Annotated in this window: 23 protein-coding genes and 2 riboswitches; of the genes, 10 read left to right on the top strand and 13 right to left on the bottom strand. The window is 71.8% G+C overall.

Annotated elements, in window-relative coordinates; translation table 11 throughout:
* Positions 1 to 123: 123 nt before the first annotated feature.
* From ACQRUO_RS30095 to ACQRUO_RS30075, 5 genes are all read right to left on the bottom strand, one after another.
* On the bottom strand, positions 124 to 1,164 hold the full coding sequence (locus ACQRUO_RS30095) for an NlpC/P60 family protein (protein ID WP_428319267.1): 1,041 nt from the start codon (positions 1,162 to 1,164) through the stop codon (positions 124 to 126).
* 292 nt (positions 1,165 to 1,456) lie between these two features.
* The gene (locus ACQRUO_RS30090; protein ID WP_428319266.1) at positions 1,457 to 2,614 is read right to left on the bottom strand and encodes an NlpC/P60 family protein; all 1,158 of its coding nucleotides are present in this window, start codon (positions 2,612 to 2,614) and stop codon (positions 1,457 to 1,459) included.
* A 6-nt stretch (positions 2,615 to 2,620) separates the two neighbouring features.
* A riboswitch (cyclic di-AMP (ydaO/yuaA leader) is annotated at positions 2,621 to 2,770 on the bottom strand.
* Positions 2,771 to 3,160: 390 nt separating this feature from the next.
* Positions 3,161 to 4,210: an NlpC/P60 family protein gene (locus ACQRUO_RS30085; RefSeq protein WP_428319265.1), complete on the bottom strand. Its 1,050-nt coding sequence runs from the start codon at positions 4,208 to 4,210 to the stop codon at positions 3,161 to 3,163.
* Positions 4,211 to 4,375: 165 nt separating this feature from the next.
* Positions 4,376 to 5,929: an NYN domain-containing protein gene (locus tag ACQRUO_RS30080; protein WP_428319264.1), complete on the bottom strand. Its 1,554-nt coding sequence runs from the start codon at positions 5,927 to 5,929 to the stop codon at positions 4,376 to 4,378.
* Positions 5,930 to 6,098: 169 nt separating this feature from the next.
* Positions 6,099 to 6,371, bottom strand: coding sequence for a hypothetical protein (locus tag ACQRUO_RS30075; protein ID WP_428319263.1), 273 nt, complete (start codon positions 6,369 to 6,371; stop codon positions 6,099 to 6,101).
* Between the two features lie 228 nt (positions 6,372 to 6,599).
* Here ACQRUO_RS30075 and ACQRUO_RS30070 point away from each other — a divergent pair, with 228 nt between their 5' ends.
* Together ACQRUO_RS30070 and ACQRUO_RS30065 are read left to right on the top strand one after the other, a co-directional pair.
* A complete protein-coding gene (locus ACQRUO_RS30070) occupies positions 6,600 to 7,379 on the top strand; it encodes a rhomboid family intramembrane serine protease (protein WP_428319262.1) in 780 nt (259 codons plus the stop codon).
* Positions 7,376 to 7,657, top strand: a complete 282-nt coding sequence (locus tag ACQRUO_RS30065) for an Lrp/AsnC ligand binding domain-containing protein (RefSeq protein ID WP_428319261.1) — start codon at positions 7,376 to 7,378, stop codon at positions 7,655 to 7,657. Before ACQRUO_RS30070 ends, ACQRUO_RS30065 begins: the two co-directional genes overlap by 4 nt.
* Positions 7,658 to 7,737: 80 nt before the next feature.
* Here the strand turns inward: ACQRUO_RS30065 and ACQRUO_RS30060 are convergent, their stop codons facing one another.
* From ACQRUO_RS30060 to ACQRUO_RS30050, 3 genes are all read right to left on the bottom strand, one after another.
* Entirely contained in the window at positions 7,738 to 9,129 is a 1,392-nt protein-coding gene (locus ACQRUO_RS30060; protein ID WP_428319260.1) for an aminotransferase class V-fold PLP-dependent enzyme, read from the bottom strand.
* Between the two features lie 51 nt (positions 9,130 to 9,180).
* A riboswitch (SAM riboswitch) is annotated at positions 9,181 to 9,300 on the bottom strand.
* A gap of 125 nt (positions 9,301 to 9,425) precedes the next feature.
* On the bottom strand, positions 9,426 to 10,499 hold the full coding sequence (gene trpD / locus ACQRUO_RS30055) for an anthranilate phosphoribosyltransferase (protein WP_428319259.1): 1,074 nt from the start codon (positions 10,497 to 10,499) through the stop codon (positions 9,426 to 9,428).
* A gap of 160 nt (positions 10,500 to 10,659) precedes the next feature.
* Positions 10,660 to 11,085, bottom strand: coding sequence for a hypothetical protein (locus ACQRUO_RS30050; RefSeq protein ID WP_428319258.1), 426 nt, complete (start codon positions 11,083 to 11,085; stop codon positions 10,660 to 10,662).
* Positions 11,086 to 11,481: 396 nt separating this feature from the next.
* Here ACQRUO_RS30050 and ctaE point away from each other — a divergent pair, with 396 nt between their 5' ends.
* From ctaE to ACQRUO_RS30025, 5 genes are all read left to right on the top strand, one after another.
* The gene (ctaE, locus tag ACQRUO_RS30045) at positions 11,482 to 12,102 is read left to right on the top strand and encodes an aa3-type cytochrome oxidase subunit III (RefSeq protein ID WP_428319257.1); all 621 of its coding nucleotides are present in this window, start codon (positions 11,482 to 11,484) and stop codon (positions 12,100 to 12,102) included.
* A gap of 145 nt (positions 12,103 to 12,247) precedes the next feature.
* Positions 12,248 to 13,057: a cytochrome bc1 complex diheme cytochrome c subunit gene (gene qcrC / locus ACQRUO_RS30040; RefSeq protein ID WP_428319256.1), complete on the top strand. Its 810-nt coding sequence runs from the start codon at positions 12,248 to 12,250 to the stop codon at positions 13,055 to 13,057.
* Positions 13,054 to 14,142, top strand: coding sequence for a cytochrome bc1 complex Rieske iron-sulfur subunit (gene qcrA / locus ACQRUO_RS30035; protein ID WP_428319255.1), 1,089 nt, complete (start codon positions 13,054 to 13,056; stop codon positions 14,140 to 14,142). The genes qcrC and qcrA overlap by 4 nt, the downstream gene beginning before the upstream one ends.
* Positions 14,139 to 15,788 carry a cytochrome bc1 complex cytochrome b subunit gene (gene qcrB / locus ACQRUO_RS30030; protein WP_428319254.1) on the top strand — a complete coding sequence of 550 codons (1,650 nt, stop codon included), beginning with the start codon at positions 14,139 to 14,141 and terminating at the stop codon, positions 15,786 to 15,788. Before qcrA ends, qcrB begins: the two co-directional genes overlap by 4 nt.
* A gap of 188 nt (positions 15,789 to 15,976) precedes the next feature.
* Positions 15,977 to 16,363, top strand: a complete 387-nt coding sequence (locus ACQRUO_RS30025) for a GntR family transcriptional regulator (protein ID WP_428319253.1) — start codon at positions 15,977 to 15,979, stop codon at positions 16,361 to 16,363.
* 68 nt (positions 16,364 to 16,431) lie between these two features.
* On the opposite strand, the gene ACQRUO_RS30020 is transcribed toward ACQRUO_RS30025, so the two are convergent.
* The 4 genes from ACQRUO_RS30020 to ctaC form a co-directional block, all read right to left on the bottom strand.
* A complete protein-coding gene (locus tag ACQRUO_RS30020; protein ID WP_428319252.1) occupies positions 16,432 to 17,718 on the bottom strand; it encodes an Ig-like domain-containing protein in 1,287 nt (428 codons plus the stop codon).
* Between the two features lie 193 nt (positions 17,719 to 17,911).
* On the bottom strand, positions 17,912 to 18,328 hold the full coding sequence (locus ACQRUO_RS30015) for a cytochrome c oxidase subunit 4 (protein WP_428319251.1): 417 nt from the start codon (positions 18,326 to 18,328) through the stop codon (positions 17,912 to 17,914).
* Entirely contained in the window at positions 18,325 to 20,109 is a 1,785-nt protein-coding gene (ctaD, locus tag ACQRUO_RS30010; protein ID WP_428319250.1) for an aa3-type cytochrome oxidase subunit I, read from the bottom strand. The genes ACQRUO_RS30015 and ctaD overlap by 4 nt, the downstream gene beginning before the upstream one ends.
* Entirely contained in the window at positions 20,106 to 20,960 is an 855-nt protein-coding gene (gene ctaC, locus ACQRUO_RS30005) for an aa3-type cytochrome oxidase subunit II (RefSeq protein ID WP_428319249.1), read from the bottom strand. The genes ctaD and ctaC overlap by 4 nt, the downstream gene beginning before the upstream one ends.
* 350 nt (positions 20,961 to 21,310) lie before the next feature.
* On the opposite strand from ctaC, the gene ACQRUO_RS30000 reads away from it, so the two are divergent.
* The gene (locus tag ACQRUO_RS30000; RefSeq protein WP_428319248.1) at positions 21,311 to 22,819 is read left to right on the top strand and encodes a cysteine desulfurase/sulfurtransferase TusA family protein; all 1,509 of its coding nucleotides are present in this window, start codon (positions 21,311 to 21,313) and stop codon (positions 22,817 to 22,819) included.
* 9 nt (positions 22,820 to 22,828) lie between these two features.
* Here ACQRUO_RS30000 and ACQRUO_RS29995 read toward each other — a convergent pair whose 3' ends face one another.
* Entirely contained in the window at positions 22,829 to 23,803 is a 975-nt protein-coding gene (locus tag ACQRUO_RS29995; RefSeq protein WP_428319247.1) for a carbohydrate kinase family protein, read from the bottom strand.
* 287 nt (positions 23,804 to 24,090) lie between these two features.
* Here ACQRUO_RS29995 and ACQRUO_RS29990 point away from each other — a divergent pair, with 287 nt between their 5' ends.
* Both ACQRUO_RS29990 and ACQRUO_RS29985 read left to right on the top strand, forming a co-directional pair.
* Positions 24,091 to 24,315 carry a hypothetical protein gene (locus tag ACQRUO_RS29990; RefSeq protein ID WP_428319246.1) on the top strand — a complete coding sequence of 75 codons (225 nt, stop codon included), beginning with the start codon at positions 24,091 to 24,093 and terminating at the stop codon, positions 24,313 to 24,315.
* A gap of 113 nt (positions 24,316 to 24,428) precedes the next feature.
* Positions 24,429 to 24,715: hypothetical protein (locus ACQRUO_RS29985; RefSeq protein ID WP_428319245.1), on the top strand; the 287-nt coding region annotated here is incomplete at its 3' end.

The following is a 24,715-nucleotide window of genomic DNA, read 5'->3' as shown; positions in this document are numbered from 1 at the left end:
CGGGCGCGGTGACCCGGGGCAGCGAGAGCTGGGCCGCGCCCCCCGCGAGCAGCAGCAGCACCGCGCGCCGGGAGGGCCCGCCGCCGGTGGCGGGCCGTCCCGGTCCCTGGTCCGGTGGCGCGCTCAGACCCGCACCACCGCCGCGACCGGCATCGCCGAGACGTTCTCGTAGCGCACCCGGGCACCGGGGTAGGGGGCGTGGATCACGATCCCGCCGCCGACGTACATGCCCACGTGGTGCATGTCGTGGAAGAAGATCACCAAGTCTCCCGGTCTCGCCTCGTCCAGACTGACGCGCTGCCCCCCGAACGCCTGCGCCTGCGAGGTGCGCGGCAGGGTCACTCCCGCCTGCCGCCACGCCCAGTACATCAGACCCGAGCAGTCGAAGGTGCCGGGCCCGGTGGAACCGTAGACGTAGGGCGAGCCGAGCTTGCTCAGCGCGGCGGCCACCGCGGCGGCGGCCCGGTCGGAGGCCGGCGGCTGGCTGCCCAGGTCGACCCGGTCGGCGCCCCGGGTGGCGCGCTCGTGCGCCTCCTGGGCGTCCTGGGCGAGCAGCTGGGCGCGCTCGGCGCTGGAGAGGGTGTCCAGCAGCGTCTGGGCGCTCTTCAGCCGCTGCTGCACCTGCTGCTTGCTCTGGGCCAGCGTGGTCCGCACCGTCTCCAGTTCGGCCAGCTTGGCGGTCGCCTCGCTGCGCCGCTGGTCCAGCCGGCGCTGCTGCTCCACCACCTCGTGCAGCGAGGCCGCCTGCTCCCGCCCGACCTCGGCCAGGCTGCGCGCCTTGAGCAGGTAGCCGGCCGGGTCGGAGGAGAGCATCAGCTGCACCGTCGGGTCCATCCCGCCGGCCCGGTACTCGGCGGCCGCCACCGTGGCCAGGGTGGTGCGCATCTTGTTGAGGGCGTCCTGCCCCTGCGCCACCTGCGCCTGGAGGTTGCTCGCCTCGGACTGCAGCCGCTTGGCGTCCTCCTCCGCGGCGTTGGACTTCTCCGAGGCCTGCTCGGCCTCCCCGTAGAGCTGGTCGACCTGGGCCTTGACGTCGTTCTTGTCCGGCTTGGCCGGGGCACCCTGCGCACTGGCCGTCATCGCCAGCGCGGTGGTCGCGGCGGCGGTGACCGCCAGCACCCGGGCGAACCGGCGCGCGGTGCCCGGCGGGGGTGTGATCGCCATCACTGACGACTCCAATCGCCGTGAGGGCTCGGGCGAGCACCTCGGGGAAGCCTCGGGGACCGGGAGCCGCGGGAATCGCGAGGAGCACCGCAGGCGCTGAGGTCCGAGCGCAGACGTTAGCGAGTCGGAACGGATGAGTCCAAACCCCTGCCGATACGAATATTTGATCCCTAATCGGACATCCGACCGGGAATCGCACCGGTGGCGACAACGCGAACGGCCCGGCCTCCACGGGGGAGGCCGGGCCGTCGCCGGGCCGGTTCGACCGTCGCCGGTCGGGTCGGACGCCGGGTCAGACGTGGATGATGGCGGCGATCGGCATCGCGGTGGCCGAGACGAAGCTGACCACGGCACCGGTGTGCGGGGCGTGGATCGCCTGGCCGCCACCGGCGTACATGCCGATGTGGTGCATGTCCGAGAACCAGACGATCAGGTCGCCCGGCTGCGCCTTGGAGATGTCGGTGCCGATGTTGGTACCGGCGGTGGCCTGCTCCTGCGAGGTGCGCGGCAGCGAGACGCCGACCTGCGCGTAGGCCCACTGCATCAGGCCCGAGCAGTCGAAGGTACTCGGACCGGCGGCACCGTAGACGTAGGTGGCGCCCAGCTTGGTCTCGGCGGCGGCGAGCGCGGCCGCGCCGGCCGAGCTGCCGGTGACCGGCGGGGCCGGGGTGCTGGTGCTGGTGCTGCCACCACCGCCGCTGCTCGAACCGAGGTTGGTGCGGGAGGAGTCGCGCGAGGCGGCGGCCTGGGCGTTGGCCTGGGCGGTCGCCTTGGCCTGCGCGGCGGCGGCATCGGCGGCGGCCTTGGCCTGCGCGGCGGCCTGCGCCTCCTGCTGGGCTATCTGCTGGCGCTGCTGCTCGGTCAGCGAGTTGAGCAGGTTCTGCGCCTGAGTCAGCTTCGCCTGGACCTGCTCCTTGGCGGTCTTCAGCTGCTGGGTGGTGGCGTCCAGGTCGGCGAGCTTGTTCTGCGCGTCCGTCTTGGACTGGGCGAGCGTCGTCTCCTCGCTCTTCAGCTCCTTCAGCGTCTCCGCCTGGGTGCTGTTGAGCTGGTTGATCGAGCTGGCCTGGTTGAGGAAGTTGTCCGGGCTGGACGACAGCATCATCTGCACGGTGGGCGAGATGCCGTTGCTGGCGTACTGGTCGGCGGCCACCGAGGCGAGACCCGCCTGCAGGTTGGTCACCTGGTCCTGCTGCCGCGCCACCTGGTCCTGCAGGTCGGTCACCTGCTGCTGCAGCTGCTGCTGCTTGGCCTGGGCACCGTCGAACTGCTGGGTGGCCTGCTCCGCCTGGTTGTTCAGGTCGTCGACCTGGGCCTTGACCTGGTCGATGGTCGGCGCCGGGTCGGCGTGCGCGGCTCCCTGGGCGGAGAGCGCGACGGCGGTGGCGGCGGCCGCGGTCAGGATCGACGTGCGGGTACGGCCGACAGGCTTGGGACGACGATGGGACGCCACGGATCCTTCTTCCCTCGAACCGCCTACCGGGTGAGCTGACGGGTTCGGGCTGGAAGATGCCCTACGACGCCTCACCGGCCTGCCGGCCGACCTGGCGCCGATTCACCCCGGAGGAACGTGTGGTTCCCCGGCTCCGGTCCACGGCTCCCCCGCAGGGGCTCCCCGTCGGGCAGTCACCTGCCCGTGCCGCTTTCCGAACTCGGCGGTAACCCCCGCTGCCACCCGGGTCGGGTGATCGCCATCGCGTGGGTCCGGTTGCCGACCCTAGTAACTGATCTGTGATCCGTTCAAATCCTTGTCAGAAAAACCGGGAAACTTTGACTCTGCGTGCTATGGAGATCACCAACGTGTGATCACGAAGTACACGGACAAGTGACGCCGGCCACACCCTGGGGTGACACGGGTTCAGGAGCACGGGCAGCGCGGCGGGGCGACGGCGGGTCAGCCGTCGAACCGGCGCTCGGATCGGATCGGGACGAACCGGTCAGCCGCCGCTGCGGTCTGCCGCTGAGCGAGCTTGCGGGCGAAGCAGCAGGGCCGCGGCCCTCAAACGCGGCGGATGGTGAGGATCGGGCCGATCACCGAGGCCTGCATGATCCGCACCACGTCACCGGTGTGCGGGGCGTGCACCACGTTGCCGTTGCCGATGTACATCCCCACGTGGTGCGCGTCCTGGCCGTAGATGACCAGGTCACCGGGCTGGGCCTGGGCCAGGCTGGGCACCGCGGTGCCCACCGTGGCCTGCTCCTGCGAGGTGCGCGGCAGCGAGACGCCGGCCTGCTCGTAGGCCCACTGCATCAGGCCCGAGCAGTCGAAGGTGCTCGGACCGGTGGCGCCCCAGACGTAGTTGTCGCCGAGCCGGCTGAGGGCGGCCGTCACGGCCGCGCCGGCGTAGCCGGAGGCCGGCGGCAGGTTGGCCGTGGAGCCCAGGTCGGTCCGGTCGGCGCCGCGCGAGGCCCGGTCCTGGGCTGCCTGCTGGGCCGCCAACTGCGCCCGCTGCGAGGCGGTCAGCGAGTTCAGCAGCTTCTGCGCGGCCGAGAGCTTGTTCTGCACGTCGGTCTTGGCCTGGTTCAGCTGCTGGGTCGAGGCGTCCAGCTGGGCCAGGGTGTCGGCGGCTTCCTTCTTCTCCTGGTCGAGGTTGCGCTCCTCGGACTGCAGCGACTTGAGCACGTCGGCCTCGGTGCTGCTGGCCACCTGCATGCTGGCCGCCTGGTCCAGGTACTGGCCCGGGTTGGAGTTGAGCATCAGCTGGACCGACGGGTCGACCCCGCCGTTCTGGTACTGGTCCGCGGCCACGCCGGCCAGGCCGGTCTGCAGCTGGGTCACCTGGTCCTGGGTGCGGGCCACCTGGTCCTGCAACTGGGAGGCCTGCTGGCGCAGCTGGTCGCCGCGCTCCTTCGCGCCGTCGAACTGCTGGGTGGCCTGCTCCGCCTGGGTGTTCAGGTCGTCGATCTGCGCCTTGACCTGGTCGATCGAGGGCGCCGGATCGGCCCAGGCCCCGCTCTGCGCGGAGATCGCGACAGCAGTCGCAGCAGCGGCGGTCAGCACGGAGATCCGCGCGCGGCTCGGCTGCTTCGGACGGCGATGGGACGCCACGGACTGCTCCTTCTTCTGCCGGTCTCACCCGATCGGATGAGTGACCGGAAAAATAGGTTTGACGCCAGACCCTAGTGAACATCACTTCCCTGCGCCACTCCCTCGCCGCGACGAACCACCTGCGGCGTACGGGATTTCACCAGGTCTTCACCCGGTGAGGGCTGTTCAGCTGCGAGCCAGCCGGTTCAGCAGCAGCACCGAGGAGACCGGGCGCGCGCCGGCCTTGCGCACGCCGTCGGCCACCTCGCGGTCGGCCGAGACGACCACCACCGGGCGCCCCTGCGGCTCGGCCCGCACCAGCTGCCGGATCAGCTCGTCCGCGGTCTGGCCGGTCTTGCTGAACCGCACCCGCACCCCGCGCGGCGGTGCCATGATCACCGGCACGTCCAGGTCCTGGCCGTCGAAGACGCAGGTCACCTCGGCCTGGGTGCGCTGGGCGAGCATCGCCAGGCCGCCCAGCAGCCGCAGCCGCTGCTTCTCCAGCGGCAGCGTCGGGTAGCCGGTCTTGGTCACGTTGTAGCCGTCCACCACCAGGTGGACCTGCGGGATCGCCAGCAGCTGGTCGAGCAGGGCCGGGTCGTCCTCGGCCAGCCCCCGGCGGGCCACGTCGTGCGGCGAGGCCGCGCCCGGCACCACCGCGTCCACCAGGTCGGCCGGGTGCAGCTGGGTGACCGGCAGGGCCAGCTCGCGCTGCAGGCCCTGGGCGGACTGCAGCACGGTGTCCAGCAGCAGGCGCAGCCGCATGTCCTCCACACTGCGCCCCTCGCGCGCCGAGCGGCGCCCGGTCTCCAGTGCGGCCTCCAGCTCGGCCACCCGGTGCCGCAGCCGGCGGTTCTCGCTCTCCGCCGCGCCGCGCTCGGCGGTGGCGGCGGCCGCGGCGGCGCCCAGCTCGGCCTGCAGCTTGCGGGCCTCGGCCTGCGCCCGGCGGGTGTCGCTCTCCAGGCCGCGCAGCTTCTTGCGCAGCGCCTCCAGCTCGCGGCGGGTGCTCTCACCGTCGCTGCGCTGGCGGTCCAGATCGGCGCGGGCCGCGGCGCGGGTGGCGGTCAGCTCCTCCTGGAGCTTCTCCACCAGCCGGGCCGACTCGGCGGCGGCGTCCTCCACGTCGGCCCGCTCGGCCTGCTCGCCGACCTCGGCGACCAGCCGGGTCCAGCCCCGGCTGCGCAGCAGGTAGGCGGCGGCGGCCACGTCCATCGGCTCGGCCGCGCCCGGGACCTGGCCGGACTCCAGGGCCTTGACCAGGTCCGGCTGGCCCAGCCGCAGCCGGTCCGCTATCCGCAGCCGGAAGACCGGCTCGGACTCCAGCGCGGCGGCCAGTGCGGTGCCGGCGTACTTGGCCCGGCGGGCCGGGGTGAACTTGGCGTACGGGCGCAGCGAGGCGGGCAGTTCGGAGACCGGCAGACCGCCGAGCGCGTCGGCGGCCAGGCCCACCACGCGCCGGCGCACGCCCTCGGGCAGCGGGCGGTCCAGCCGCTCGGGCTCGGGCTGGTCGACGCCAGGCTCGGGCCGGTCGGCACCGGCGGCGGGCTGGTCAGCACCGGCACCGGCCGGGGTCGGCTCGACCGCCGGCTCGTCGGGCGAGACCGGCTCGACGCCCGGCTGCTCGCCCGCCGGCTGCCCGGTCGTGCCCGGCTGCGCCACGGCCGCGAGGTCGGCCGGCGCGGTCGGGTCCGCAGCGGGCTCCGGCCCCTGCGGCTCGGCGGCCTCCCTGGCTGCGTCCATCGCGTCCTCGGCTCCGATCCCGATCCGCGCCACTCCGCGCCGATCTGCCCTGTCTCTGTTGTCTGCCCGGTCCCGGGCCGCTCCGGCGCACGCCGGGGGCCGGGTCCCACCGCCCGGTGCAATTGTCGCGTGCGCGGCGAGAATTTTTCAGCTGCCCTGGCGGGCCGGCTCAGCCGGCGTCGGCCACCGGCTCGCCGGTCACCTGCTCCTCGGCGCCCGGCCGGGTCACCAGCTCGACCTGGTCGACCGCGTTGCACCAGCGGCAGCGGATCGACTCGAGGGTCTCGGTGAGCACCTCGGTCTCCTCCACCTTGGCCTCGCCGGCCAGGTCCAGGTGCAGGTACTCGACCACCCGGGAGGAACGGGTCACGTCGAACCGGGTCAGGTTCCCGCAGAGGGTGCAGCGCCAGCGAGTCTCGGGGGTGGGCGCGGGGACGGGCATCAGCGGGGTCCTCTCGGCTCGGGTCTGGTCCGGTCCGATGTGCCGGCCAGGCCTCCAGCCTAGGGCCTGACGCTGTGACGGCGGGCACCGGATACCGGTTCCCACCAGCACTCCCGTCCTCTCGAACGTCCGCTCGCCATCGAGCGGGCCGAGGCCGTGAAACCCGGCCTCACCCGCTCGCCGTACACGGCGGTGTCGCGGGCCTGGCGACGCGGAATGGATCCGCTCATGCCAGACCGGCGCGACGACGCGGTGACCCCGCTCGTCACCTACCTCCTGATCGCGCTCAACTGCCTGGTCTTCCTGGCCGGCCCGAGCGGCATCGCCCCGCACTACGGCGCGACCCCCGCCGCCCGCGCCTGCGCCGCCCAGCACTACCAGCAGCAGTGGGGCGCGGTGCCGGCGGAGCTGCTGGGCAACCGCCCGTTGACCCAGGTTCAGCTGGCCGGGCTCGCTCCCCCGGTGCGCGGCTGCCCGCTGCTCGCCACCCCGCACAAGGTGCCCGCGCTCTCCGCGCTCACCTCGCTCTTCGTGCACGGCGGCTGGCTGCACCTGCTGGGCAACATGCTCTTCCTCTTCGTCTTCGGCGCCGGGGTCGAGGAGCGGCTGGGCCGGGTGCGCTTCCTCCTCTTCTACCTGTGCGCCGGCGTACTGGCCGCCTACGGCTACGCGGCGGCCGGCGGCGGCACCGGTCCGGACGCGCTGCGCCCGCTGGTCGGCGCCTCGGGGGCGATCGCCGGGGTGCTCGGCGGCTACCTGCGGCTCTACCCGCGGGCCCGGGTGACCACCCTGGTCCCGTTCCTCTTCTTCCTGCCGCTGCGGCTGCCGGCCTGGCTGGTGCTCGGGCTCTGGTTCGCGCTGCAGTGGTGGTCGGTGCGCCAGGCCGGCAGCGGGGTCGCCTACCTGGCGCACGTGATCGGATTCAGCTTCGGCTTCCTGGCCCTGTGGGTGGCGGCCCGGCGGCCCGGCTACGCTGGCCCCACGACCTACCCGGGAGCCTCCACGTGATCACCGCCATCGTCCTCATCAAGACCAGCGTCGACCGGATCCCCGAGATCGCCGAGGCCATCGCCGCGATCGAGGGCGTCAGCGAGGTCTACTCGGTGACCGGTGGCTACGACCTGGTCGCCATGGTCCGGGTGCGCCGCCACGACGACCTGGCCGAGGTGATCCCCGGCCGCCTCAACAAGGTCCCCGGGGTCGCCCACACCGAGACCCAGATCGCCTTCCGCACCTACTCGCAGCACGACCTGGAGGCGGCCTTCGCGATCGGCCTGGAGGGCTGACCGACCCACCCGGACCGACCCCGACCCGCGACCCCGGCCGACCCGGACCCCGACCCCGGCCGACCCGCCCGGGCCCCGGGTCAGCGCCGGGTGTCGGCGACGCAGCGCCCGCCCTCGTTGCGGTAGTTCCAGCGCGCGCCGTCGGTCACCAGCTCGCGCACCGCGGCCAGGAACCGGTCGACGTGCTCCTCCGGCGTCCCGGCGCCGAAGCTGACCCGGATCGCGTTCAGGCTCCGCTCCCCCGGCAGCGACGGCTCCGGCGCCCCGCACTCGGACGGTGCCGCCTCCTCGCCGCCCAGCAGCGTCCGCACCAGCGGGTGCGCGCAGAACAGCCCGTCCCGCACCCCGATCCCGTACTCCGCCGAGAGCGCCGCGGAGAAGTGCGAGCTGTTCCAGCCCTGCACCACGAAGGAGAGCACCCCGACCCGGACGGTCGCCGGCCCGAACAGGTTGAGCACCCGCACCTCGGGGATCGCGGCCAGCCCCGCCGTGAGCCGCTCGATCAGCGCCTGCTCGCGCGCTTGCAGCTCCTCGAAGCCGGCCTCGCTCAGCGCCCGGCAGGCGGCGGCGATCGCGTAGGCGCCGATCACGTTGGGCGAACCCGCCTCGTGCCGGGCCGGCCCCTGGTGCCACTCGACGGCCACCGAGCCGTCCGCCTGCCGGGCCACGGTGCGCGAGGCGCCGCCGCCGGCCAGGTAGGGCTCGGCGGCGTCCAGCCAGTCGGCCCGCCCGGCCAGCACCCCGGCGCCGAACGGCGCGTAGAGCTTGTGGCCGGAGAAGGCGACCCAGTCCACGTCCAGCTCGCGGACCGAGACCCGGTGGTGCGGCGCCAGCTGCGCGGCGTCCAGCACGACGCGGGCGCCGTGCCGGTGCGCGACCTCGGTCAGCTCGGCCACCGGCCACAGCTCGCCGGTCACGTTGGAGGCGCCGGTGACGCAGAGCAGCCGCGGGCCCTCGGGGTGGCGGGTCAGCGCCTCGTCCAGCGCGGCCACCGCCGCCTGCGGCGAGCGCGGTGCCCGCAGGTACTCGACCGGCAGGCCGGCCTGGGCCCAGGGCAGCAGCGAGGCGTGGTGCTCGGTCTCGAAGGCGAAGACCCGGGTGCCCGCCGGCAGCGCGCCGGCCAGCAGGTTGAGCGAGTCGGTGGTGGCCCGGGTGAAGACCACCTGGTCGCCCTCGCGCAGGTCGAGGAAGTCGGCCACCGTGCGGCGGCTCTGCTCGAACAGGTCGGTGGAGAGCTGGGAGAGGTAGCCGGCCCCGCGGTGCACGCTGCCGTAGTAGGGGGCGTAGGCGGCCACCTCGTCCCAGACCCGCTGCAGCGCCGGGGCGCTGGCGGCGTAGTCCAGCGCGGCGTAGCGGACCTTCTCGCCGGAGACCAGCGGGACCTCGACGTCGGTGCCGAGGACCGCGAGGGGGGCGGCGAGGGCAGCACAGGGGGCGGTGGCGCTGGCAGTGGCGTTGATGGCGACGGACATGACAACGCACTCCTTCGGAGTCAAGGACCCCGGGAGTACGAGTGTGCCGGCGGTCCGCGCTTGCCGGACGGACCTGTCGCCGCCTGGCCTGGTCTTCACCCAGGGCACCCCGCCACGGACGGAGGGTTGCCGGACAGCAAGCTGGGGCTTGTCGCGCTGTCACTCATGACCTGGCGCAGACTGTAGATCAGCACCCGAACTACGGTCAAACCACCGTCCGCCATCCGGACGAACGACTCGCGGACCGACCGCTGTCGACCGCTACCCTCCCAGCCGGCACTCGAGTTGACGTCGAGTCAGCGTGCGGTCGCCGCCGCCCAGCGCTTGAGGATCTGCTGAGCCGCGCCGGAGTCGATCGCGGCGGCGGTGCGGCGCATCGCGGCGGCCAGCTGCTCGACCAGCGGCGCCCCGGTGAGGTCCAGCGCGACCAGTGCCGCGGCGGAGTTCAGCACCACCGCGTCCCGCACCGGCCCGCGCTCGCCGGCCAGGATCCGCCGGGCCACGTCCGCGTTGTGCTCGGGGTCCCCGCCGCGCAGGGCCTCGATGCCGACCAGCTCGATGCCGAGCTCGCGCGGGTCGAGCACGGTCTCGGTCACCCGCCCGCCGCTCACCACCCAGACCCGCGAGGTGGTGCAGACCGTCAACTCGTCCAGGCCGTCGTCACCCCGGAAGACCAGCGCGGTGGAGCCCCGCTCGGCCAGCACCCCGGCGATCAGCGCGGCCAGCCGCGCGTCGAAGCAGCCCACCGCGTGGGCGGTGACGTGGGCCGGGTTGGTCAGCGGCCCCAGGATGTTGAAGGCGGTCGGCACCGCGAGGTCGCGCCGGGCCTGTGCGGCGTGCCGCATCGCGGGGTGGAACTTGGCGGCGAAGCAGAAGGTCAGGCCGACCTCCTCGGCCACCTCGGCGACCTGCCGGGCGCCGAGGTCCAGCCGGATCCCGAGCCGCTCCAGGACGTCGGAGGAGCCGCTGGCCGAGGAGGCCGAGCGGTTGCCGTGCTTGACCACCTTGGCACCGGCCGCCGCCGCGACGATCGCCGACATGGTGGAGATGTTGACCGTCTTGGCCCGGTCGCCGCCGGTGCCGACGATGTCCACCGCGGGGCCGGGGATGTGCAGGGGGGTGGCGTGCGCGTACATCGCCTCGACCAGCCCGGCGATCTCCGCCACCGTCTCGCCCTTGGCCCGCAGCGCCACCATGAAGCCGGCCACCTGGGCCGGGCTGGCCTCGCCGGTCATGATCCGGTCCATCGCCCAGGCGGTGTCCGCCCGGTCGAGGTCGCGCCGCTCCAGCAGCTCGCTCAGCAGGTCCGGCCAGGTGCGGACCACCTGCGCGGGGTCCGGACCGCCGTTCGCAGGGTTCACATTCACCATGGCCGACTCTCTCTCCCGTCGGCATCCGCTCCCGGGTGCCGGCTCCGTACTAAGGGGTCCAGCCAGCCTAGCGAGCGGGGCGGGGCCACCGCGGGTTCCGCGGCGGCCCTTCTCTCCTGGTGAGACGCCCGCCCGCCACCGGACGGACGGGCGTCCGGGATCAGCGCGCCAGACTGCGCGCTTCGAGCCGGCCCTTCAGCAGGGTGGCCACCGCGCCGGCCAGCGCGACCGGGTCCACCGGCTGCGAGATCGCGGCGTCGGCCCGGCTCCAGGCGGCCAGCCAGCTGTCCTGCGGGCGGCCGATCAGCACCAGCACCGGCGGGCAGCCGTAGATCTCGTCCTTCACCTGGCGGGCCAGGCCGAGCCCGCCGGCGGGCACCGCCTCGCCGTCGAAGACGCAGAGGTCGATCCCGCCCTTCTCCAGCGCCCGGAGCACGGCGGGCACCGTGGCGCACTCCCGGTACTCGACCTCCGGGAGGTCGGCGGCCGGACGGCTGCCGAGCGCCGAGGTGACCTGCGCCCGGGTGTTGCGGTCATCGCTGTAGACGAGAACGGTGAGCGTCTCGTCACTCATGTGCGTCGCCATCGACCTGCTCCCATGTGATCCAGACCACGTCCAGCACCTCCGGATGCTACTCCCGATCTCCGCGGCCGGAGGGCGACTGGCACGATCACGTCCGGATCCGGCGCCGACCGGCGTCACCCGCACGGCGGAACCCGGGTCACCCCGGCGGTACAGTCCACCCGGACGGCGCAGAGCGCTACCCCGCCCGCGCCCCGCCCCCCGTCAGGGCGCGCCGGGCGAACGGGTGGTCACCCCGGACGCGCCGTCAGAAAAGTCCCACCGGCACCGCCAATGCCCTCGTCAGGCCACGAGCACCGGGTACGCACGGCCCGCCGCGCAGCCATCCGGGCATACCGCACGCACCGGACACTCCGAGGGAGACCCCCCGGCGTGAAGACGGAATAAGGGACCGACATAATGTCGGTCGTGGCGACAGCAACAGCAGTAGAAACCGGGCACGCACATGGATCGGTCAACCGACCGAACATGACCAGCGTCGGAACCATCGTCTGGCTGAGTTCCGAGCTGATGTTCTTCGCGGCCCTCTTCGCGATGTACTTCACGGCGCGTTCCGTGAAGGGGCCAGGCTTCTGGGCCGAGAAGGCGCATGCCCTCAACGTCCCTTTCTCCTCCGTGAACACCACGATCCTGGTGCTCTCCTCGCTCACCTGCCAGCTCGGCGTCTTCGCCGCCGAGCGCGGTGACGTCAAGAAGCTCCGCACGTGGTTCTCGATCACCTTCGTGATGGGCGCGATCTTCATCGGCGGTCAGATCTACGAGTACACCAACCTGGTGAAGCACGACGGCATCTCGCTGTCGTCCGACCCGTACGGTTCGGTGTTCTACCTGACCACCGGGTTCCACGGGCTCCACGTGACGGGCGGTCTGATCGCCTTCCTGCTGGTGCTGGGGCGTACCTACGCCGCCAAGCGGTTCACGCATGAGCAGGCCACCGCGGCGATCGTCGTGTCGTACTACTGGCACTTCGTCGACGTGGTCTGGATCGGCCTCTTCGCGACCATCTACCTGATCAAGTAACCGATCAGGTCGCTGGCCGCCGGCCGGACCCGCGCCCTCACCGGCTCCGGGTCCTTTGCCCGTGCCCACCGCCAAGGCGGGTGCCCCCACGGCACCTGGCCTCCACCAGCCGACCAGATCCTGATCCTGACACCGGGGTTATTCCGTGAAAAAGCTCTCCGCACGACGGCGCCACCCGCTGGCGGCGCTGGTCGTCCTACTCTTCGCCCTCGCGGCCACTGGGGGGCTGTGGGAGGTCTTCGCACCAGCCGACGCCGCCAAGGCCGACAGCTCGGCGCAGTCGCTCCAGATCGATGAGGGCAAGCGCCTCTTCGCCGTCGGCTGCTCCTCCTGCCACGGCCTGAACGGTGAGGGAAGCAGCACCGGCCCGAGCCTGGTGGGCGTGGGTTCCGCCGCGGTCGACTTCCAGGTCGGCACCGGTCGGATGCCCGCCCAGCAGCCGGGCGCGCAGATCCCGAAGAAGAAGAACATCTACAGCCAGGACGACATCGACGCGATGGCCGCCTTCGTCGCCTCGCTGGGCCCCGGCCCGGCGACGCCGACCAAGGACCAGTACACGTCGACCGAGACCGACGCCATCTCCAAGGGTGGCGAGCTGTTCCGCACCAACTGCTCGCAGTGCCACAACTTCGCCGGTGCCGGTGGCGCCCTGACGCAGGGCAAGTTCGCGCCCTCGTTGGAGAACGTCGACCCGAAGCACATCTACGAGGCCATGCAGACCGGCCCGCAGAACATGCCCTCCTTCCCGGACAGCACCATGCCGGAGAAGCAGAAGCAGGAGATCGTGGCGTTCGTGCGCTACCAGGCGAACGAGGCCCCCAACCCCGGTGGTCTCTCGCTCGGCAGCCTCGGTCCGGTGACCGAGGGTCTGTTCGGTTGGATCTTCGGCCTCGGCGCCATCATCTGCATCGCGATCTGGGTCGCCGCTCACACCTCCAAGGCCAAGAAGTCATGAGCCACGACATGTCTGACGACAAGCTGCCGGCGGAACACGCCGAAGGGCACGGCGAGGCTGCCGTAGCCGACAACCCGTTCGCGGACCCGGGCCTGCCGGCCCACGAGCCGCGGCGCACCGACGTCGACGAGCGCGCCGAGAAGCGCGCCGAGCGCCAGGTGTCGCTGCTCTTCGTGGTGTCGATGCTGGCCACGATCGGCTTCATCGCCAGCTACGTGGCGATCGACCCGGACCGGATCGTCTACGTCTTCCCGCTCGGGCACATCAACGCGCTGAACTTCGCCCTGGGCCTGACCCTGGGCGTGGCGCTCTTCTGCATCGGCGCGGGCGCGGTCCACTGGGCCCGCACCCTGATGTCGGACGTCGAGCTCCCCTCGGAGCGACACCCGATCGAGGCCGACGAGGAGACCCGCCGCGAGATCCTCGAGCAGTGGGACACCGGCGCCAAGGAGTCCGGCTTCGGCCGCCGCAAGCTGATCCGCAACACCATGATCGGCTCGATGGCCATGGTCCCGCTGGCCGGCGTGGTGCTGCTGCGCGACCTCGGCCCGCTGCCGGAGAAGAAGCTCGAGAGCACCGGCTGGTCGGAGGCCACCGCGGCCGCCCCGATCAAGCTGATCGACATGAACACCAACGAGCCGATGATGGCCTCGGACATCCAGGTCGGTTCGCTCACCTTCGCCAAGCCGGGGCCCTCGGCCTCGCGCCCGAACGGTCTGCAGGAGTCCGACGAGGACTTCCAGCAGGCGATCGCGAAGGACGCGCTGATGCTCATCCGCATCCAGCCGGAGGACATCAAGGACGCCAAGTCGCGTGACCTCGGCTTCGAGGGCGTGCTGGTCTTCTCGAAGATCTGCACCCACGTCGGCTGCCCGATCTCGCTGTACGAGCAGCAGACCCACCACGCGCTCTGCCCCTGCCACCAGTCGACCTTCGATCTGTCGGACGGCGCCCGCGTCATCTTCGGCCCGGCCGGTCACCCGCTGCCGCAGCTGAAGATCACCACTGATTCCCTTGGCTACCTGGTCGCCACCGGGGACTTCAGCCACCCCGTCGGTCCGAGCTACTGGGAGCGCAGCGAATGAGTTCCGTGTCCACCAGCGGGAAGAAGGCCATCGGCACCCGCGCCAAGCCCGCCACCAAGGGCGAGGCGACCGCCGACTGGATCGACGGCCGGCTCGGGCTCTACTCCCTGGCCAAGTCCAACCTGCGGAAGATCTTCCCGGACCACTGGTCCTTCATGCTGGGCGAGATCTGCCTCTACACCTTCATCATCATCATCCTGACCGGTGTCTACCTCACCCTGTTCTTCAAGCCGAGCATGGGCGAGGTCATCTACAACGGCTCGTACGCGCCGTTGGACGGCATCAAGGTCTCCGAGGCCTACCAGTCGACGCTGAACATCAGCTTCGAGGTGCGCGGCGGTCTGCTGATCCGCCAGATCCACCACTGGGCCGCGATCGTGTTCGTCGCCGCGATGTTCGTGCACATGATGCGCGTCTTCTTCACCGGCGCGTTCCGCAAGCCCCGTGAGATCAACTGGCTGTTCGGCTTCTCGCTGCTCTTCCTGGGCTTCTTCGACGGGTTCCTCGGCTACTCGCTCCCGGACGACCTGCTCTCCGGTACCGGTATCCGGTTCATGGAGGGCGCCATCCTCGGCGTCCCGCTGGTCGGCACCTACCTCTCCTTCTTCATCTTCGGCGGAGAGTTCCCGGGCACCGACATCGTGCCGCGCTTCTTCACGATCCACGTGCTGCTGATCCCGGGCATCATGCTCGGCCTGCTGGTGGCGCACCTGATCCTGGTCGTCTACCACAAGCACACCCAGTGGGCCGGCCCGGGCAAGACCGAGAAGAACGTGGTCGGCATGCCGTTCATGCCGGTCTACATGGCCAAGGCCGGTGGCTTCTTCTTCCTGGTCTTCGGCATCATCGCGGCGATGTCCGCGATCGCCTCGGTCAACCCGATCTGGGCCTACGGCCCGTACCGGCCGGACCAGGTCTCCACCGACGCGCAGCCCGACTGGTACATGGGCTTCGCCGAGGGTCTGATCCGCGTCATGCCGGGCTGGGAGATCCGGGCCTGGGGCCACACCCTGAACATGGGCATCTTCGTCCCGCTGGTGCTCTTCCCGCTGGTGCTCTTCGCGATCGCGCTGTACCCGTTCATCGAGAACTGGATCACCGGCGACAAGCGCGAGCACCACATCCTGGACCGTCCGCGCAACGCCCCGGTGCGTACCGCGATCGGCGCCGCCTGGATCAGCCTCTACCTGGTGCTGCTCTCCGGCGGTGGCAACGACCTGATCGCCACGCACTTCCACCTCTCGCTGAACGACATCACCTACTTCGTGCGGGCCGGTTCGTTCATCGTCCCGGTGATCGTCTTCTTCGTCACCAAGCGCTGGTGCCTCGGCCTGCAGCGCCGTGACAAGGAGAAGGTGCTGCACGGCCGCGAGACCGGCGTCATCAAGCGCCTGCCGCACGGCGAGTTCGTCGAGGTGCACGCGCAGCTCCCGCAGGAGCAGCTCTACACGCTCACCGCGCACGAGCAGATGGAGCCGGTGGAGCTGCCGGCCGAGGTCGACGAGAACGGTGTCGCCCGCAAGGTCGGCGTCATGACCAAGACCCGGGCCAAGCTCTCCGAGGGCTACTTCGGCGAGGGCAACCAGATCCCCAAGCCGACCCCCGAGGAGCACAAGGAGATCACCAGCGGCCACGGCCACCACTGATCCCCGCTCCTGACGCACGTCAGCCACCTGAGGGCCCCGCCCGGCACACGCCGGGCGGGGCCCTTGGCGTCGGCCCCCTGGCAGTGCCCCGCGGGCCGGACCCCGGCGGCATGTGCGGCGGGCACGTGTCCGGCGGGCACAATAGGTGACACCCCGTCAGCCTCGCGTCCCCAGAGGAGACCCGCCCAGTGCAGGTGAGCATCGACCACGCCGCCGCCACTCCCCCGTACGAGCAGTTGCGTGCGCAGATCGCCGAGCAGGCCCGCAGCGGCGTGCTGCCGGCCGGCCTGAGGCTGCCCACCGTGCGGGCCCTGGCCGAACAGCTGGGCCTGGCCGCCAACACGGTGGCCCGGGCCTACCGGGAGCTGGAGGCGGACGGCGTGGTGGAGACGCACGGGCGGCGCGGCACCCTGGTGGCCGCCACCGGGGACACCGCGCACCGCCTGGCGGCCGGTGCGGCCGGCGAGTACGCGGCCCGGGCCCGCCGCCTGGGCGTGACGCGCGACGAGGCCCTGGCGGCCGTGAGCGGCGCGCTGGACCTCGTCTACGGGGAAGGGCCGGAGCGGGAGGGCTGACCGCCCGCCCGGGCCGCTCCGGCGCTGCCTGGGCGGCCGGGCGGCCCGGCTCCGGGGCCGTCGTCGGCTCAGACCTCCGGGTGCAGGGTGGCGGCGGCCTGCGGGAGCTGGGCCGGGCCCTGGGTGCTCACCGGCTTGCCCAGCGCGCTGCCCTTGACCCAGTCGTTCCAGTCCACGTTCCAGTCGCCGAAGCCGTTGCCGAACGGCTCCATCTCGTGGCCGTGGCTGTTCACCACCTGCACCAGGTCGCCGACCCGGGTGTGCTCGTAGAACCACTCGGCGTTGTCGGTGCTCATCCCGGTGCAGCCGTGGCTGACGTTCTCCACCCCCTGGGAGGCCACCGACCAGGGCGCGGCGTGCACGTACTCGCCGCTCCAGGTCACCCGGGTCGCCCACTCGACCTTGAGGTCGTAGGACTCGCTGCTGCCCTTGGCGATGCCGATGGTCTCGCTGCTCATCTGGACCACCCGCTCCTGGCCGAGCACCACCTTGATGCCGTTGCGGGTGTCGAAGCCGGGCTTGCCGGTGGTCACCGGGAAGCTCGCGACCACCTCGCCGTTGCGCTTGTAGGTCATCTCGTCGCTGGCCGCGTCCACGATCGCCTCGATCCGGTCGCCGGTCTTGAACGAGAGGTTCGCCGGGGCCCCGCCGAACAGGCCGCCGTCGATCCGCCTGCCCTCGGCGTCGTAGCCCAGCCGCACGGTGGCGTTCGCCGGCCAGTAGTCCTTCGGGCGGAAGTGCAGCTCCTTGCCGTCCACCCAGTACCAGGCGCCGGTCACCGCGGGCTCGGAGACCACGGTCAGCGCGCTCTCCACCCGCTGCCGGGCGGCCGGGTCCTTGACCTCGGTGCTGAGCTTCACGGTGAGCGGCTCGCCGACCCCGTAGGTCCCCTGGCCGAGGTTCGGCCCGAGCTCCGCGGTGAGCAGCTGGTCGGCCGCCTTGGTGCTGACCGTCAGGGTGGCCTCGCCCCGGCCGCCGTGGCCGTTCGAGGCGGCGATCCGGGCGGTGTAGCTGGTCCCCGGCAGCAGCGTGCCGGTGCTCTGCCAGCTGCCCCCGTCGGCGGTCAGGGCGCCCGCCACCTGCCGCCCGTCGGGCCCGGTGAGGGTCACGTCGGTGACCGCGTCCCCGGCGTCCGCGGTGACCGTGAAGGGCTTGGTGGAGTCGGCGTCCGCCACCGGCGAGGTGTGCATCAGGTGGGCCGCGTCCACCACCTTGGGCGGGCGGGGGCCGCCGGTGGCCGCGCCGTCCGAGCAGGCCGCCAGTGGGCCGATCACCAGCGGGGTCAGGACCAGCCAGACGGACGCCCGTCGGCTGGTCCCGCTCTTCCGTCCCCCTGTCGCACGTCTGCCGGCCACCGGAGCCTCCTGAGGTTCGGATGATGCATCAGATGGTAGGAACATCACCGCATCTGCCGGGCCGCGCCGCACCCCGCTGCGCCCGGGCGGGTGAAGGTCGTTCCCGGGAACGGCGGTGGCAACCCCCCGGAAAACGCCGACGGCGGGCCCCCTCCGCAGAGGGGACCCGCCGTGGCACGGGAGTGCCGGAGCCCTACTGGGTCCGGTTCTCGCCGCGGTAGAACTCGAAGACCCAGCCGAACAGGCCGATCAGGATGATCGGGAGGGCCCAGAACATCAGCCACCAGCCGAAGATGACCGCGCAGAACGCCAGCGCGCCACCGATCGCCAGGGAAAGCGGCTGCCAGCTGTGCGGGGCGAAGAAGCCCAGCTCACCGGCGTCGTCGGCGACCTCGGCCTCGGGGTTGTCACCCGCGCCCAGGTCCACCCGGCGGGCCGTGAAGCCCAGGTAGAAGGCGATGAAGGCACACAGGCCGAAGGCCAGGAAGAGCGCCGTGGTGCCGGCGGCCTCGGTGCCGTGCGAGCTGTGCGTGGTCCACAGTCCGTAGACCACGGCCATGATCAGCACGAAGACGGCGAGGCCGGCGAAGATCTTGCCCTGCTCCTTCATCGGGCGTCACCCTCCGTCTTGCCCTTGCCCAGCTGCGGCTTGTCGTACTCGGCCGGCACGACGCCCTCCAGGTGCTTGGCCAGGTGGCCGTGCAGCTCCAGGTAGTCCAGCGCCGCGATGTCCGGGTGGTGCAGGTCGAACGCCGGGGATTCCGAACGGATCCGGGGCAGGGTGAGGAAGTTGTGCCGCGGCGGCGGGCAGGAGGTCGCCCACTCCAGCGAGCGGCCGTAACCCCACGGGTCGTCGACCTCGACCTTCTCACCGTACTTGGCGGTCTTCCAGACGTTGTAGAGGAACGGCAGGATCGACATGCCCAGCAGGAACGAACCGATCGAGGAGACCGTGTTCAGGGTGGTGAAGCCGTCCGAGGGCAGGTACGAGGCGTAGCGACGGGGCATGCCCTCGGCGCCGAGCCAGTGCTGCACCAGGAAGGTGGTGTGGAAGCCGATGAACAGCGTCCAGAAGGTGATCTTGCCGAGGCGCTCGTCCAGCATCTTGCCGGTCATCTTCGGCCACCAGAAGTGGAAACCGGCGAACATCGCGAAGACGACGGTGCCGAAGACCACGTAGTGGAAGTGGGCGACGACGAAGTACGAGTCCGAGACGTGGAAGTCGATCGGCGGGGAGGCCAGCAGCACACCGGTCAGACCACCGAAGAGGAAGGTGACCAGGAAGCCGACGGTCCAGAGCATCGGGGTCTCGAAGCTCAGCGAGCCCTTCCACATGGTGCCGACCCAGTTGAAGAACTTCACACCGGTCGGGACCGCGATCAGGAAGGTCATGAAGGAGAAGAACGGCAGCAGCACCTGGCCGGTGACGTACATGTGGTGCGCCCACACCGTCACGGAGAGGCCGGCGATGCCGATGGTGGCCGCGATCAGACCCGAGTAGCCGAACATCGGCTTGCGGGAGAAGACCGGGATGATCTCCGAGATGATGCCGAAGAACGGCAGCGCGATGATGTAGACCTCGGGGTGACCGAAGAACCAGAACAGGTGTTGCCACAACAGGGCGCCACCGTTGGCCGGATCGAAGATGTGTGCCCCGAATTTGCGGTCCACCTCCAGCGCGAAGAGCGCGGCGGCGAGGACCGGGAAGGCCAGCAGGACCAGCACCGAGGTGAGCAGCACGTTCCAGACGAAGATCGACATCCGGAACATCGTCATGCCGGGCGCGCGCATGCAGATCACGGTGGTGATGAAGTTCACCGCGCCGAGGATGGTGCCGAAGCCGGAGAAGGCCAGACCCATGATCCACATGTCGGCGCCGATGCTGGGCGAACGGACCGCGTCCGACAGCGGCGAGTAGGCGAACCAACCGAAGTCGGCCGCACCCTGCGGGGTGAGGAAGCCGCCGACCGCGATGGTCGAGCCGAACAGGTAGAGCCAGTAGGCGAACATGTTCAGTCGCGGGAAGGCGACGTCGGGCGCGCCGATCTGGAGCGGCATGATCCAGTTGGTGAAACCGGCGAACAGCGGCGTCGCGAACATCAGCAGCATGATCGTGCCGTGCATCGTGAACGCCTGGTTGAACTGCTCGTTCGACAGGATCTTGCCGTCGGGCTGGGCCAGCTGGGCGCGCATGACGAGCGCCAGGATGCCACCGATCAGGAAGAACGCGAACGACGTACCCAGGTACAGCGTGCCGATCGTCTTGTGGTCGGTGGTGGTCAGCCACTTGATGATGGTGGCACCGGGCTTGCGCTCACGCGGAGCCGCAGCGGCCTTGGCGGCGCCCCCAGGTGCCCCGCCGGCCGCGGCGGGCTCGTTGAGGATCGTCACTTCGATTCACTTCCCATGCTCGTGATGCCCGAAGGCACCGCGCCGCTCTGGCCCTCGGCACGCAGCTGCTGCAGGTGGTTGATGTAGTCGTCGTGCGAGACGACCTTCACCTTGAAGAGCATCCGGGAGTGGTCCACGCCACAGAGTTCCGCGCACTTGCCGTCGTACTCGCCGATCACCGTGGGGGTGACCTCGAACTTGTTGACCACGCCCGGCACGACGTCCATCTTCATCATGAAGTTGACGGGCCAGAAGTCGTGGATCACGTCACGGGAGGTCAGCCGGAACTGGACCGTCTCGTTGACGGGGAGCCAGAGCGTGGGGATCTGGTTCGGCGTGCCCACGTCGTAGGCGGCGAGCTGGTTGCTCGGGTCCGGGGTCTCGGTGTTCTCGTAGTTGAACGCCCAGCTCCACTGGAAGCCGACCACGTTGACGTAGTGCTGCGGCTTGGCGGAGACCGAGGTCAGCTTCGCCTCGTCACGGGCGACGAAGTAGAAGAGGACCGACACGATGACGATGGGGACCGCGGTGTAGAGCGCCTCGATGGGCACGTTGTACCGGGTCTGCGGAGGGATCTGGATGCCGGTGCGGCTGCGCCGGTGGAAGATCACGCTCCAGATGATCAGACCCCACATCAGTACGCCGACCACCAGCGCCGCGATCCAGGATCCCTGCCACATCTGCAGGACGAGGTGACCGTCCTTGGTGACTGGGCTGGGCAGGCCAAGCCTGGGCAGGTCATTGGCCGAGCAGCCGGTAGCGGTCGCGATGACGAGGCCCAGTGCCAGCGCCTGAGGCAGCTTCCGCCGCATCGTGCGCCGCGGCGAGCGGTCGGAGCCGTTGGGACTCACGTAGCGCCTTCCCGAAGTCTCGCCCGCGACCTCGCCGCCCCCAGGAGTACTGTGTGCCTCCCCGGCGACCCGACCACGGGCACGGTTTGAATGCTTATGCGGGCCAAACCCTACTCCAGCCTTATGCGGACCTGACGAGCAGGTCCCGGTAACGCGCCGCCCGGCTACCCGATCAGCCCCGGCACCGGTGGACTCCCAGCTCATCAGGGACTTTCCGGGCCCGTACACCCGATCGGGCGAGGGCCTGCGACGACCGGGTGACGGGTCGTCGGGACCAGACGAAGCGGACAAAAAGGCACGCCGACGGGTGATCGACTGACGCACTGTGAGCTCCGGATAGCGTGTCCCGTGTGTCGTCGACTGACAGCCTGTATTTCGATGCGGCCTCCACCGCCCCGCTCCACCCCGTCGCCCGGCAGGCGCTGACCGCCGCGCTGGACGAGGGCTGGGCCGACCCCGCCCGGCTCTACCGGTCCGGCCGGCAGGCCCGGATGCTGCTGGACGCCGCCCGGGAGACGGTCGCCGAGCTGATCGACGCCCGCCCGGACGAGGTCTCCTTCACCACCAGCGGCACCCAGGCGGTGCACCTGGGGGTGCTGGGCGCCCTGCGCGGGCGCCGGCGCGCCGGGCGGCACCTGGTGCACTCGGCCGTGGAGCACTCCAGCGTGCTGCACGCCGCCGAGCGGCACCAGGCGGAGGGCGGCGAGGTCGACGAGGTCGCGGTGGACCGCGACGGCCGGGTGGACCCGGCCGCCTTCGCCGCCGCGGTGCGCGCGGACACCGCGCTCGCGGTGCTGCAGAGCGCCAACCACGAGGTCGGCACGGTGCAGCCGGTGGCCGAGACCGCGGAGCTGCTGCGCGGACTGGACGCTCCGGTGCCGCTGCTGGTGGACGCGGCGCAGAGCGTGGGGCGGTCGGCGGTGCCGGCCGGCTGGTCGCTGTTGACCGCCAGCGCCCACAAGTGGGGCGGGCCGGGCGGGGTCGGGGTGCTGGCGGTGCGCAAGGGCGTCCGGTTCAACTCCGTGCTGCCGGCCGACGAGCGCGAGGGCGGGCGGGTGCCCGGCTACGTCAACGTGCCGGCGATCGTCGCGGCGGCGGCGGCGCTGCGGGCGGTGCGGGCCGAGGCGGCGGCCGAGAACGCCCGGCTGCACGCCCTGGTGGACCGGATCCGCAGCCGGGTGCCGCAGCTGGTGCCGGAGGTGGAGGTGGTCGGCGATCCGGTGCGGCGGCTGCCGCACCTGGTCACCTTCTCCTGCCTCTACGTGGACGGCGAGGTGCTGCTGGGCGAGCTGGACCGGGCCGGCATCGCGGTCTCCTCCGGCTCCTCCTGCACCTCCAGCAGCCTGATCCCCTCTCACGTGCTGGCCGCGATGGGGGTGCTGACCGAGGGCAACGTGCGGGTCTCGCTGCCGCCGGGGACCACCGGGGCGCAGGTCGAGCGGTTCCTCGCAGTGCTGCCCGAGGTGGTGGCCCGGGTGCGGGCACCGCTCGGACTGGACCTGCCGGCGCCGGCCGCGGCGGGCGCGGCGAGCGCAGAGCCCGCCTCCGCCGAACCGACCGACGCGGAGCCGACCGACGCGGAGCCGACGGGCGCCGACCGGGAGGCCGGCCGGGCGCCGGCGCCGCTGGTGATCGACGCGCTCGGCAAGCGCTGCCCGCTGCCGGTGATCGAGCTGGCCAAGCGGTTCGCCGAGGTGCCGCCCGGCGGCCTGGTGGTGGTGCTGGCCGACGACGAGGCGGCCCGGCTGGACATCCCGGCCTGGTGCGAGATGCGCGCGCAGAGCTACGCGGGCGAGGCCCCGGCCGCCGAGTTCGGCGCGGACCGGGGCACCGCCTACCTGGTGCGGCGGGTCGACTGACCCGCCGGGTCAGCCGAGCTTGCCGCGCACCTCGGCCGCGGCCGCCTCGCCGTAGCACTCGGCGAACCGCTCAAGGAAGTGGCCGCGGCGCAGCTCGTACTCCTGGGTGCCGACCGTCTCGATCACCAGGGTGGCCAGCGCGCAGCCGATCTGGGCGGCCCGCTCCAGGCCGAGCTCCCAGTGCAGACCGGCCAGGAAGCCGGCCCGGAAGCCGTCGCCGACCCCGGTCGGGTCGGCCTTGCGCTGCTCCGGCATGGTGGCGACGGTGATGTCCGGCTCGCCCTTGCGCTGGATCCGCACGCCCTTGGCGCCCAGCGTGGTGACCCGGGTGCCGACCCGGTCCAGCACCTCGTCGGCGTCCCAGCCGGCCTTGGACTCGATCAGGCCGGCCTCGTACTCGTTGGTGAAGAGGTAGGCGGCGCCGTCCACGATCTCGCGGATGTCGTCGCCCTCCAGCCGGGCCAGCTGCTGCGAGGGGTCGGCGGCGAAGGCGTAACCGCGGGAGCGGCACTCCTGGGTGTGGCGGACCATCGCCGCCGGGTCGTCGGCGCCGATCAGCACCAGGTCCAGGCCGCCCACCCGGTCGGCGACCGGCTTGAGCTCGATGTTGCGCGCCTCGGCCATCGCCCCGGTGTAGAAGGAGGCGATCTGGTTGTGGTCCTCGTCGGTGGTGCACATGAACCGGGCGGTGTGCCGGGTCTCCGAGATGTGCACCGACTCGGTGTCGACGTTGTGCCGCTCCAGCCAGGCCCGGTACTCCGCGAAGTCCGCGCCGGCCGCACCGACCAGCACCGGACGCAGGCCGAGCAGGCCCATGCCGAAGCTGATGTTGGGCGCGACCCCGCCGCGGCGGATGTCCAGGGTGTCGACCAGGAAGGAGAGCGACACCGCGTGCAGCCGGTCGGCGACCAGCTGATCGGTGATCTTCCCCGGGAAGGTCATCAGGTGGTCGGTGGCGATCGAACCGGCGACGGCGATCCGCACGACTGGGCTCCTCGGTAACGATGGGTGGTGAACCCCCATACGGTACCCGGCGCCCGGCCGGCCGAAGCCGAACGGTCCGTGCCCGCCGCGGCCCCGGTCGGGTCGGACCGGGCCGTGCGCGACCGGTGACCACCTCCGGATGACTACCTGGCGGTAGGGCTGGTGGGTGCCGCGGGGTCGGCCTAGGGTCACCGGTGTCGGGCTCTGCACCGAGCCCGGCGGCGGCCCCTTGACGGCCCCCTTGGCGCGCGGCGACCGGGCCGCGGCCGGCGATCGGAGCGCACGCGATGCTGCCCAGTCACTCCACTGCCCGACACCCCGGCTTCGGCCTGCCGCTCGGCGAGGCCGACCCGGACCTCCTCGACGACCTGGTGGACAGCTCCCGCCGGCTCGGCGCCTGCTGGCCGCTGGTGGCCACCAAGGCGGCCCGGCCGAGCGCCCCGGGCGGGTCGATCACCGTCCCGGACCGGACCCGTGAGCTGGTCGCCGGCATGGCCGAGTACGGTCTCTGACCACGGTCGCGCGCCCTCCACCGCACCCCGGGAACCGGATCCCGCAGTGCGACGTCAGATCCGCGCAGCCACCGCTGCCGCAAGGATCCGCACCCTCTGGAGGACGTCGCACCATGGACGAGAACACCACCACCGCGCAGTTCCGCCGCCCGGCGGCCGCCGGCCGTCGTCGCCGGAGTCTGGCGGCCGCCGCCCTGTTGCTCTCGGTCGCGGCGACGGTGAGTGCCTGCGGCAGCAGCGGGTCGAAGCACGCGGCGGCGAGCGCCGCGAGCTCGGCACCGGCCTCGTCCGGCGCGTCCGCCGCCTCCTCCCCCACCGCGTCGCCGTCCTCCCCCGGCGGCGCGGCGGGCTCTCCGGCCGCGGGGGGCGCGGCCTCCGCGCCCACGCCCCCCGGCGCGCC

This window comes from Kitasatospora sp. LaBMicrA B282 (assembly GCF_050325825.1).
Taxonomy (GTDB): domain Bacteria; phylum Actinomycetota; class Actinomycetes; order Streptomycetales; family Streptomycetaceae; genus Kitasatospora.
Note: the sequence above shows the minus strand (reverse complement) of the source record. Positions and strands in the feature narration are given on the sequence as shown.